Annotated in this window: 11 protein-coding genes; 7 read left to right on the top strand and 4 right to left on the bottom strand. The window is 69.7% G+C overall.

The annotated features are described in order from the left end of the window. Window positions 1–57: 57 nt before the first annotated feature. The 3 genes from pssA to CFP71_RS25495 form a co-directional block, all read right to left on the bottom strand. Window positions 58–1,026: a CDP-diacylglycerol--serine O-phosphatidyltransferase gene (gene pssA / locus CFP71_RS25510; RefSeq protein ID WP_093936475.1), complete on the bottom strand. Its 969-nt coding sequence runs from the start codon at window positions 1,024–1,026 to the stop codon at window positions 58–60. Between the two features lie 3 nt (window positions 1,027–1,029). Beyond that, entirely contained in the window at window positions 1,030–1,758 is a 729-nt protein-coding gene (locus CFP71_RS25505; RefSeq protein ID WP_093936474.1) for a phosphatidylserine decarboxylase, read from the bottom strand. Between the two features lie 477 nt (window positions 1,759–2,235). Next, on the bottom strand, window positions 2,236–2,517 hold the full coding sequence (locus tag CFP71_RS25495) for a GlsB/YeaQ/YmgE family stress response membrane protein (protein ID WP_093936473.1): 282 nt from the start codon (window positions 2,515–2,517) through the stop codon (window positions 2,236–2,238). 80 nt (window positions 2,518–2,597) lie between these two features. On the opposite strand from CFP71_RS25495, the gene CFP71_RS25490 reads away from it, so the two are divergent. Together CFP71_RS25490 and CFP71_RS25485 are read left to right on the top strand one after the other, a co-directional pair. Then, window positions 2,598–3,161, top strand: coding sequence for a winged helix-turn-helix domain-containing protein (locus CFP71_RS25490; protein WP_093936472.1), 564 nt, complete (start codon window positions 2,598–2,600; stop codon window positions 3,159–3,161). Then, window positions 3,158–4,402 (top strand): MFS transporter, encoded by a 1,245-nt coding sequence (locus CFP71_RS25485; protein WP_093936471.1) that lies wholly within the window; start codon window positions 3,158–3,160, stop codon window positions 4,400–4,402. Before CFP71_RS25490 ends, CFP71_RS25485 begins: the two co-directional genes overlap by 4 nt. A 15-nt stretch (window positions 4,403–4,417) precedes the next feature. Here the strand turns inward: CFP71_RS25485 and moeA are convergent, their stop codons facing one another. Then, window positions 4,418–5,611: a molybdopterin molybdotransferase MoeA gene (moeA, locus tag CFP71_RS25480; protein WP_093936470.1), complete on the bottom strand. Its 1,194-nt coding sequence runs from the start codon at window positions 5,609–5,611 to the stop codon at window positions 4,418–4,420. 75 nt (window positions 5,612–5,686) lie between these two features. Between moeA and CFP71_RS25475 the strand changes: the two genes are divergently transcribed. The 5 genes from CFP71_RS25475 (at window position 5,687) to groL (ending at window position 10,799) form a co-directional block, all read left to right on the top strand. After that, window positions 5,687–6,364, top strand: a complete 678-nt coding sequence (locus CFP71_RS25475) for a TIGR00266 family protein (RefSeq protein ID WP_005164262.1) — start codon at window positions 5,687–5,689, stop codon at window positions 6,362–6,364. A 4-nt stretch (window positions 6,365–6,368) separates the two neighbouring features. Continuing rightward, the gene (locus tag CFP71_RS25470; RefSeq protein ID WP_005164264.1) at window positions 6,369–6,992 is read left to right on the top strand and encodes an AIM24 family protein; all 624 of its coding nucleotides are present in this window, start codon (window positions 6,369–6,371) and stop codon (window positions 6,990–6,992) included. Window positions 6,993–7,106: 114 nt separating this feature from the next. Then, window positions 7,107–7,313, top strand: coding sequence for a cold-shock protein (locus CFP71_RS25465; protein ID WP_005164266.1), 207 nt, complete (start codon window positions 7,107–7,109; stop codon window positions 7,311–7,313). Window positions 7,314–7,369: 56 nt separating this feature from the next. Beyond that, window positions 7,370–8,830, top strand: coding sequence for a serine/threonine-protein kinase (locus tag CFP71_RS25460; RefSeq protein WP_093936469.1), 1,461 nt, complete (start codon window positions 7,370–7,372; stop codon window positions 8,828–8,830). Between the two features lie 340 nt (window positions 8,831–9,170). Continuing rightward, on the top strand, window positions 9,171–10,799 hold the full coding sequence (gene groL / locus CFP71_RS25455; protein WP_005164277.1) for a chaperonin GroEL: 1,629 nt from the start codon (window positions 9,171–9,173) through the stop codon (window positions 10,797–10,799). Window positions 10,800–11,184: the final 385 nt, after the last annotated feature.

The raw sequence follows: 11,184 nt of genomic DNA, 5'->3' as shown, positions 1-11,184 counted from the left end.
CCCCCAGGGATGGGCGGGGGGCTGGGGGTGGGGAGTTGGCGAAGAGTCGGGTGGGGATCAGCGTTTGCGGAGGCCGATTCGCCGCCATGAGCGGCGCCGCGGGCCCCGGGCGTTCTCCCGGTCCTTGTCGGTGAGGGTGCGCGGAGCGCGCGCGACGTGCTGTTCGCCTCGTTGCAGCCGGACCCGCTGGGCGGCACCGGCCACCACACGCCGCAGCGGCGGGCGCAGGCCCAGCCGGCGGCGGCTCGAAGAACGCCGGATCGCGCGCCGTTCCCGCGGCGGCGCCATCCACGCCTCGGGGTGCTTGGCGAGCCAGCGCTGCCGGTACACCGAGTACGGGATGTGCGCCAGGTACAGCACCAGCGCGATCGCCAGCGCCACCAGCGGGAACTGGATGATCGCGGCGGCCAGCAGGCCCACCCCGACCAGCAGCGGCGCGATCGCCTTCGCCGGCGCCTTCACCGTCTTCAGCGAAAGCGTCGGGATCCGGCTGATCAGCAGCGCGGCCACGGCGATCGTCCACACCCACACGACGTACTGGTGCGACCACCAGCCCTGCCCGAACTGAAGTTCCAGGATCAGCGGCAGCATCGCCAGCAGGCCGCCGGCGGGCGCGGGCACGCCCACGAAGAACTCGCCCGCGTACGGCGGCTGCTCGGTGTCCTCGATCAGCGTGTTGAACCGCGCCAGCCGCAGGATCATGCAGACCGCGAAGATCAGCGACGCCACCCAGCCGATCCGCTCGCCCTCGGCGTGCCACACGTACAGCACCAGCGCCGGCGCGACACCGAACGAGATGCCGTCGGACAGCGAGTCGAGCTCCTGCCCCATCTTCGACGTCGCGTCCAGCAGCCGCGCGATCCGGCCGTCCAGGCTGTCGAGCACCGCGGCGATCCCGATCGACGCGATCGCCATCGGATAGTTGCCGATCAGCGCGAACTGCACCGACGACAGACCGGCGCACAAAGCGAGCACCGTGATGGCGTTGGGCAGCAGCCGCACGCCGGGAGTGGTCACGCGGACCATGGATCAGCCTTCCGGGTGCGGCGCCGTGGGCAGCTCGGCGATCGGCGTCTCGCCGCCGATCGTGCGCTGGCCCTTCGAGACGAGAACCTTGCTGCCCGGGGGCAGGTACAGGTCGACTCGCGAGCCGAAGCGGATGATGCCGTACGTCGCGCCGACGCCGACCTTGTCGCCCTCACGGATTTCGCAAAGGATGCGCCGCGCCACCAGCCCGGCGATCTGCACCACGACGAGCTCGTGGCCGTCTTCGGTGCGCATGAGCACGGAGTTGCGCTCGTTGTCCTCGCTCGCCTTGTCCAGGTCCGCGGACAGGAACTTCCCGGGCCGGTACGCGACCCGTTCGATCACACCCGACGCCGGGATCCGCTGGACGTGCACGTCGAACACCGACAGGAACACGCTCACCCGCATCCGCGGTTCGGCGGACAGCCCCAGCTCGGGCGGCGGCACGGCCTCTTCGATCAGCGAGACCAGACCGTCCGCCGACGCGACCGCGAGGCCGGACTGGGCGGGCGGGACGCGCTTGGGTTCACGGAAGAACGCGGCCGTGGCGGCCGTCGCGAGCGCGCCGACGACACCGAGGCGCTTGGAGAACTTCCGCAGCACCAGCGTCGCGGCGAGACCGCCGAACACGAACGGCCTGCCGGCCGGGTGCATCGGCGGAACGGTCTCGCGGGCCAGCTTCACGGCGTGCGCGAGGGGATTACCAGTGGCTTCCGGCCGGTTGCCGCTCATTGGTCGGGTTCACCGCAGTTCGTGTCGGGGGGTCGGGACAGGAAGAGCCACCACGCTACCGCCCTGTCCGGGGCCGGGCCGTGGCCTCCCCCGGAAGGGTTTCCCCGGCCCGGGTGGGAGGCACCACATCCCGGTAACGGAAGGTGGAAATAAGCGATAACTCTAGGTAATTGATGCCGATGACCGACCTTGAGGAACCATGCATGCCCGCCAGTCCGGACCCCGCAGGCGAACGACTCGCCGAGCTGTTCCGAGCCTGGAAGAGGGACATTTCGGCGGCGCCCATGCCGTCACTCGTGGACCCCGTCCGCGCCGCCTCGCTCATCGCCGACGCACGCGCGTCCAGGTGCATATGCCCCCCGACGGCACATGCACCCGGACGCGGCCGCTGGAACTGAGCGAACGTCCCACTCTAGTGCGCCGGACGTCGATGATCACCGGTCGCGAGTAAACCGTTACCAACGGTTACTCCGCTGGTCATCGGCGGTACGAGTCGCTCCTGCCGGAGCCCCGCACCAGGCGCAGCAGGGCGAGCAGCACGATCGCGCCGAGAATGGCGACGCCGAAGCTGGGGAAGTCGAACTCGAAGGACCGCTCGTTGCCCGTCGCCAGCCGGTAGATGAAACCGCCCAGCGCCGCGCCCAGCACGCCGACCAGGATGCTGAACAGGCAGCCGCCCCGGCGGTCCGGGCCGCCCACCACGACGTTGGCCAGCCACCCGGCGATGGCACCGAACACGATCCACGAGAAGAAGCCCATACCCCGAGATTACCGACGCGAATGGAGTAGTGCACAAAGACACTTGTACAAGAACTCTTGTGCAACTACTGTTGTGCGTCATGGCCGACCGTGAGGTACACGAAGTCCACGATTCGAAGGTGCTCGCCGCGATGTCGCATCCGCTGCGGCGCCGCCTGCTCGACGTCCTCCGCCTCGACGGCCCGTGCACGGCGTCCGTGCTCGCCGAGCGGACCGGGCAGGCGGTGGGGAACGTCAGCCACCACCTGAAGGTGCTGGCCGCCGTCGAGCTGGTCGAAGAAGCGCCGGAGCTCGCCAGGGACCGGCGGGAGCGCTGGTGGCGCCGCGCGAGTTACGCGGTTTCCTGGTCACCGTCGGACTTCCCCGACGACCCGGTCGCGGCCGCCGCCGAATCCCTCGCCCTCGAACGCCAGGTTTCCATGGCGCGCCAATGGTTCGCGGAACGCGAGAGCTACCCCGAGGAGTGGCATCGGGCCGCCTTCGCCACCGACAGCTGGGCGAAGATGTCCGTCGCCGAACTGGCCGAACTCGAACAAAAGGTCCACGAGCTGATCAAGTCCTACAGCGGCCGTGAGCTCCCCGACGACGGCCAGGAACGCCGTCCCGTCTTCATCTCCACCCGAGCCGTCCCGGCCCGGCCGTGAGCGTCCGCGAACGCGGCGGATTGCTGCGTTCCCGAGACTTCCGGCTGCTGTGGACCGGCGAGACGACCAGCGTGCTCGGCAGCTCCATCGCCGTCGTCGCGCTACCGCTCGTCGCGGTGGTCGCGTTGCAGGCGAGCACGTTCGCGGTCGGGCTGCTGACCGCGGCCGCCTGGCTGCCGTGGCTGCTGATCGGCCTGCCCGCCGGCGCCTGGGTCGACCGACGGCCGAAACGGCCGATCATGCTGGCGTGCAACACCTTCTCCATGCTGGTGTTCCTGAGCGTCCCGGTCGCCGCCTGGTTCGGTCTGCTCACGATGACCCAGTTGCTCGTCGTCGCCTTCGTGGGCGGCGTCGCGAAGGTGTTCTTCAACGTCGCGTACCGCGCGTACCTGCCTTCGCTGGTCGACAAGGAGCAGCTGCAGGAGGCCAACGAGAAGCTGCAGGGCAGTGAATCCGCCGCGCAGATCGGCGGACCCGGCCTCGCCGGTCTCCTGGCGCAGGGCTTCGGCGCGGTCACCGGGGTGCTCGCCGACGCCGTCAGCTTCGGGATTTCCGTGCTGTGCCTGCGATCCATCCGGTATCGCGAACCCGCGCGCCCGGCCGGGCCGCGTTCGCGGCTGCGGGACGAGATCCGCGAGGGCCTCGCGTTCGTCGTCCACGACCCGTATTTGCGCGTCTTCGCGGTCTTCGGCGCGGTCTCGAACGTCGCCCTCATGGGCTACCAGTCGATCGAGGTCGTGTTCCTCGCCCGCGACCTCGGAGTGGGACCGGGGGCCGTCGGCCTGGTCCTCGCGCTCGTCGGCGCGGGCGGCGTCTTCGGCGCCGCGCTGTCGGGCAAACTCGCCGCGCGGATCGGCACCGCCCGCGCTTTCGTGCTCTGCGAGGGTTTCGGGGCACTGATGATGCTGCTGGGCCCACTGGCGAACGGCGGCTGGGGACTCGCCTTCTTCGTCGCCGCCGGGTTCGCGCTCAGCGCCGGGGTCGTCGGCTCGAACGTCCTCAACGCCACCTTCAAGCAGCGCTACGTCCCGGCGGCGATGTTCGGCCGGGTCACCGCGAGCATGTCCGTGCTGAGCTTCGGCGCGATCGCGCTCGGCGGCCTGCTCGGCGGCTTCCTCGGGGAGGTCGCGGGCGTGCGGCAGACCCTGGGGTTGATGGCCGGGCTGGAGGTCGTCGCCGTCTTCGCCCTGCTCTTCACCCCGATCGGCCGCCGCCGCGACTTCCCCGCGGATCGCGTTTAGCCCGCTAAACGCAGGTCAGAGCAGGAGGACGGTCACCTCGTCGCCCTGCTCGGCCGAGTCGACGTCCTCCGGCAGCACGATCAGGCAGTTCGCCTGCGTGAACGACGCCAGCAGATGCGACCCCGGCCCGCCGCGCGGTCCGACGATCCCGGTGACCTCGCCCTCGGAATGCGTGTAGAAGCCCCGCCGGAACTGACGCCGTCCGGCGGGGGACTTCATCGCCTCGGTCAGCCGCGCCCGCACCCGCTGCCGGTCGACGCCCGTATGTCCCATCGCCGACAGCAACGCCGGCCGCAGGAACGCTTCGAACGAGACGAGCACGCTCACCGGGTTCCCCGGCAGCGTCACCACCGGCACACCGTTCCAGCGTCCGCAGCCCTGCGGCCCGCCCGGCTGCATCGCGATCTTCCGGAACTCCACGCCCTGCCCGGTCAGCGCGTCCTTCACCACTTCGTACGCGCCCGCGCTCACGCCGCCCGAGGTCACCAGCAGATCCACGTCCGCCAGCCGCGGCTCGATCACCGCGCGGAACTCGTCCACGTCGTCGACGACACTGCGCACGACCTCGGCCTCGCAGCCGAGCGCGCGGATGGCGGACGCCAGCATGATGCTGTTCGACTCGTAGATCTGCCCGTGCCGCAAGGGTTCCGGCGCGTCGACGAGTTCGGTCCCGGTGGACACGACGAGCACCTTCAACGGCCTGAACACGGGCACCTCGGCGAGCCCGACGGCCGCCGCGAGGCCCAGTTGCGCCGGGCCCAGCACCGTCCCCGCCGAAAGCGCCACCGTGCCCTCGACGACGTCCTCGCCCCGATGCCGGATGTGCGCGTCCGGGACGGCCGTCCTGAGAATCCGGACGTCCGTCACGCCGCCGTCCGTGTGCTCCACCATCACCACCGCGTCGGCGCCGGGCGGCAGCGGGGCACCGGTCATGATCCGGTGCGCGGTACCCGGCTCCAGTTTCGCGATCTCGATCCGGCCCGCGGGGATGTCGTCGGCGACCGGCAGCGTCACCGGGACTTCCGCGACATCCTCGGCGCGGACGGCGTAACCGTCCATCGCGGAGTTGTCGAAGGGAGGCAGCGAAACCCCCGCGAGGACGTCCTCGGCCAGGACGAGCCCGGCGGCGGAGGCGAGCGGGAGGCTGATGACGGGGGCGTTTCCGAGCAGGCCGGTGACGGTCTCACGGTGGGCGTCGACGGAGATCACCGGACCATCCTCCCGCCTCGGGCCCCGCATGCAAGACTCTGCGCGTCACGACGAACCACCCGGGGAGAAGAAGACATGCAGGTTCAGATCCGTCACCAGCCATCGTTCGCGGTGGCGAGGCTCATGCTCGCGCCCGGGGAACCGGCGCAGGTCGAGTCCGGCGCGATGATGGCGACGAGCTATGGCGTGCAGGTCCAGTCCCAGGCGCAGGGCGGCATCATGAAGGGCCTCGGCCGCGCCTTCCTCTCCGGCGAGTCCTTCTTCATCTCCACCTACACCGCCCCGCAGAACGGCGGCTGGGTCGACGTCGCCGCGAACCTGCCGGGCGACATGCAGGTCATCAACCTCGACGGCCGCACCGGCTGGTGCGTCACCCGCGGCTCGTGGCTCGCGTCCTCCCACAGCGTGCAGACCGAGACCAAATGGGGCGGGCTCAAGAACCTCGTCGGCGGCGAGGGCGGCTTCCTCACCCACGCGACGGGACAGGGCCCGCTGGTCGTGGCCTGCTACGGCGCGCTGGAGACGGTCACCCTCCAGCAGGGCGAGGTGATCACCATCGACACCGGGCACGTCGTCGCGTTCGCCGACACCGTCCAGTACCAGATCCGCAAGGTCGCCACGGGCGTCATCCAGTCGATGAAGAGCGGTGAAGGCCTCGTCTTCGACTTCGCCGGGCCGGGCCAGCTGCTCACCCAGACCCGCAACCCGTCGGCGCTGTCCGCCTGGGTGATCGCCCAGGTCCCCTCCCGCTGAGCGCATGCGCGTCCAGACGAGGCACACCCCGAACTTCGGGGTCGCACGCGTGCTGCTGTCCCCCGGCGAAGCCGTCCAGGCCGCCGGGGACACCATGCTGGCCAGCAGCTTCGGCATCACCGAAACCGTGCCCGCGCGCGGAGGTTCCCGGGCGGGCAAAGCCGCGCCGTCGGTGTTCAACGCGCCCGAAGGCGGCGGCTGGATCGACTTCGCGCCGCTGACCGCCGGGGACGTCTACCCCCTGGAATTCACCGGCGGCGCGGGCTGGTGCGTGAGCCGGGACGCGATCCTCGCCCGGCCGGCGACCATCCGGCAGGACCCCGGCTGGGCGCCGCTGCAAAAGCTCTTCGGCGCGGACTCCGGCTTCCTGGAGCACTACAGCGGAAGCGGTCCGCTCGTACTGGCCGCGCAAGGCCCCGTCGACGCCTTCGAGCTCACCGCGGGCGAGCTCGTCACGGTGCGGCCGGACTTCCTGCTGGCGTATCCGGACACCGTGCAGTGCCGTCTCCGCGCCGTCGACCAGTCCGGACCGCAGTCGGTCCGCACCGGCGAAGGGCTCGCGCTCGACTTCGCAGGACCAGGACGCGTCCTTGTGCAAGCGCGCAATAGGCGGCTTTCTCGCGGGTGACCTTGGGACGAATTGAGCATTGCCGACGCCGGTAATTCGGGTAGCGTGAACTGCACTTCAAACCGCCGTCCGGGGCAGACGAGGGCGGCGGGTCCCGTGCTGAGGGAGGGCGCCGTGGCAGTCGGCACCGTCAAGTGGTTCAACTCGGAAAAGGGCTACGGATTCATCGAATCCACTGAAGGGCCCGACGTCTTCGTCCACTACTCGGCCATTCAGGCCGATGGATTCCGGACGCTCGACGAGGGGGATCGCGTGGAATTCGAAGTCCAATCCGGCCGCGACGGGCGGAGTCAAGCCGCGGACGTACGCAAGGTCTCATAAGAGGACTTCGGGCGACCCCCGGCGGCCCTGGGAACTGGCGCGTTAGGCTGCGCTGCGTGACAGGCGATGAGTCGGGGGACCTGACCGGTCGCCGGCTGGGCAACTACCGCATCGACGGTGTGCTCGGCAAGGGCGGCATGAGCGTGACCTATAAGGCCACGGACGTGCGGCTCGGACGCAAGGTGGCACTGAAGGTCATCGGTGATCACCTCGGGGCCGACGCCGAGTTCCGCGAGCGCTTCGTCGACGAAGCGCGGAACACGTCCGCGATCGACCATGCCAACGTCGTGCCCTTGTACGACTTCGGCGAGCTCGAAGGCATGCTCTACATCGCCATGCGGATGGTCGACGGCGGGGACCTCGCCGGGCTGATCTCCGGCGGCCCCATCGCGCCCGCTCGCGCCCTGACCATGCTCGACCAGGTCGCCGACGCGCTCGACACCCTGCACAACCGGGGTCTCGTGCACCTCGACGTCAAACCAGCCAACGTCCTGGTCACCAGCAAGGAGACCTCGCGCGAGCACGTCTACGTCGCCGACTTCGGCCTGACCCGCCGCGGCGCCACCGGTCACCGGACCCGCGGCGGCGACTTCCTCGGCTCGCCGACGTACGCGGCCCCCGAGCACCTGCGCGGCGAGCCGCTCGACGGCCGCACCGACCAGTACGCGCTCACCTGTGTCCTCTACGCCTGCCTGACCGGCAGCCCGCCCTTCAAGGGCGACGTGCAGACGGTCATCAAGGGGCATCTGAACGGCGAACCCCCGGCCATCTCGCGGATCGTCGGCCTCCCCGCCGGGATCGACGAGGTCGTCCGGAAGGGAATGGCGAAGAATCCCGCCGATCGCTACCCGAACTGTGTTGAGATGATCGCGGCCGCCAGGCATGCCCTGGGTCCGCTCGCGACTTCGAACGAGCCCCCGGGCCCGCCCGGGCAGGCGGCGGCCGCGACCGTCCAGCAGGCGGTACCGCCACGGCAGAACACGCCGCCACAGGGAGAGGGGGGCCCCGTGCACCCGTACGGAGGACAGCAGCCCGGCTACGGCCAGCAGGGGCCGGGACCGCAGGGCCCCCCGCCGCAAGGCCTGCCGCCGCAGGGGCCGCCCCCCTGCTACGGCCCGCCGCCGCAGCAGGGTGGCTTCCAGCAGGGCGGTTACCAGCAGGGGCCGCCTCCGGGCTACGGCCCGCCGCCGCAGCAAGGCGGCTTCCAGCAGCAGGGTGGCTTCCAGCAGGGGCCGCCTCCGGGTTACGGCCCGCCGCCGCACCAGCAGCAGGGCGGGTTCCAGCAGCAGCCCAAGAAGGGCGGCGGCGCCAAGTGGATCTGGATCATCGTCGGCGTCCTCGTGGTCGCGGGCGCGATCGTCGCCGCGATCTTCATCTTCGGTGACTCGAACAGCGGCAACGGACCGCAGACCACCGCGCCGAACATCCCGGTCGGTCCCGGCAACTCGCAGTCGCAGGCCCCGGGGTCCTCGGCGAAAGCTCCGCCGACGTCGATCTCGATCAAGCCGAGCAACTGAGACGGAGGGCTGAAGGACGCTTTCACCGCATGCGATGTGGTGAAAGCGTCCTTCGCCGCGTCTGATTAGGGGAAAGTCCCCTTCAGCTACCGCACCGCTCTGACCTGCGGTTCTTGCACTCGACCCTGGAGAGTGCTAAACACGACATTGGCACTCGACGCCGTCGAGTGCCAGGCGGAGCGGTCACCGACCGCACGCCTGAAGGTCGGGACGGTGAGGCCGCACCCTGAGAAGGGTGGGTCGTCCGTCGCGGGCACCGAGCCTGGCCGAGGAAGAGTCCTGCCGCCGCGCTGTAGTAGTAGGCGTGCGGCGGCGCCCAATACCGGAGGACCACACCGCAATGGCCAAACTGATCGCGTTCGACGAGGACGCCCGCCGCGGTCTTGAGCGCGGCTTGAACACCCTCGCCGAAGCCGTCAAGGTGACCCTCGGCCCGCGGGGCCGGAACGTCGTGCTCGAAAAGAAGTGGGGCGCGCCGACGATCACCAACGACGGTGTCTCCATCGCCAAGGAGATCGAGCTCGAGGACCCGTGGGAGAAGATCGGGGCCGAGCTCGTCAAGGAAGTTGCCAAGAAGACCGACGACGTCGCGGGTGACGGCACCACCACCGCCACCGTGCTCGCCCAGGCTCTCGTCCGCGAGGGTCTGCGCAACGTCGCCGCCGGGGCCGACCCCATCAGCCTGAAGCGCGGCATCGAGGCGGCCGTCGAGGCCATCACCGAGCAGCTGCACAAGGCCGCCGTCCAGATCGAGACCAAGGAGCAGATCGCCGCCACCGCGTCGATCTCCGCCGCGGACCGCACCATCGGCGAGCTCATCGCCGAGGCGCTGGACAAGGTCGGCAAGGAAGGCGTCGTCACCGTCGAGGAGAGCAACACCTTCGGGCTCGAGCTGGAGCTCACCGAGGGCATGCGCTTCGACAAGGGCTACATCTCCGGTTACTTCGTGACCGACCCGGAGCGTCAGGAAGCCGAGCTCGAGGACCCGTACGTCCTGCTCTTCGGTTCCAAGATCTCCACCGTCAAGGACGTCCTGCCGCTGCTGGAGAAGGTCATCCAGTCCGGCAAGCCGCTGCTGATCATCGCCGAGGACGTCGAGGGCGAGGCCCTGGCCACCCTGATCGTCAACAAGATGCGCGGCACCTTCAAGTCCGTCGCCGTCAAGGCCCCGGGCTTCGGTGACCGCCGCAAGGCGATCCTGCAGGACATCGCGATCCTGACCGGTGGCCAGGTCATCTCCGAGGACGTCGGCCTCAAGCTGGAGAACGCGGACCTTTCCCTGCTGGGCAAGGCGCGCAAGGCCGTCATCACCAAGGACGAGACCACCATCGTCGAGGGTGCGGGCGACGCCGACCAGATCCAGGGTCGCGTCAACCAGATCCGCGCCGAGATCGACAACTCGGACTCGGACTACGACCGCGAGAAGCTCCAGGAGCGTCTGGCGAAGCTGGCCGGCGGCGTGGCCGTCATCAAGGCCGGTGCCGCCACCGAGGTCGAGCTGAAGGAGCGCAAGCACCGCATCGAGGACGCGGTGCGCAACGCCAAGGCCGCCGTCGAAGAGGGCATCGTCGCCGGTGGTGGCGTCGCTCTCATCCAGGCCGCCGAGGCCGCCTTCGCCGGTCTGAAGCTCGAGGGCGACGAGGCCACTGGTGCCAACATCGTCAAGGTCGCCGTCGAGGCGCCGCTCAAGCAGATCGCGATCAACGCCGGCCTCGAAGGCGGCGTCGTGGCGGAGAAGGTCAAGTCCCTCCCGCAGGGTCACGGCCTCAACGCCGCCACCGGTGTCTACGAGGACCTGCTCGCCGCCGGCGTGCCGGACCCCACGAAGGTCACCCGCTCCGCGCTGCAGAACGCCGCTTCCATCGCGGCGCTGTTCCTGACCACCGAAGCCGTCGTGGCGGACAAGCCGGAGAAGGCCTCGGCCGCTCCCGCCGACCCGTCCGGTGGCATGGGCGGCATGGACTTCTGAGTTCGAGCCCGTAACACCGAAAAGCCCGGACGCGCCTCGCGCGTCCGGGCTTTTCCTTTGCCCGTGAAGGGCAGCGGTGAGGAGGTTCCCAATGTCGCATTTGAGACGCTGAGCGCCTCAAATGCGACATTGGGAACAAGGACCGGGAACATGACACCTTTGCCCTGCCCCTCAATAGAACCAACCGTCTCTACTGTCGGGTGTGACCGGAGGGACGGCACACGTGATCAGATGGACGACACGTGTGTCCAGGCGGACGACTCGCGGCGAACCCCGGCCGCGAGCGAGTCACGTGTCTGATCACGCGAGTCACGCCTTCCGGCCCGCTCGCACTGTGGTCGTGAGTGGCGATTCGGGTTGTTGAGGGGTAAGGCAAATGTGGCGT

This window comes from Amycolatopsis thailandensis, assembly GCF_002234405.1.
GTDB classification, from domain to species: domain Bacteria; phylum Actinomycetota; class Actinomycetes; order Mycobacteriales; family Pseudonocardiaceae; genus Amycolatopsis; species Amycolatopsis thailandensis.
This window is presented reverse-complemented; position numbering and strand designations above follow the sequence as displayed.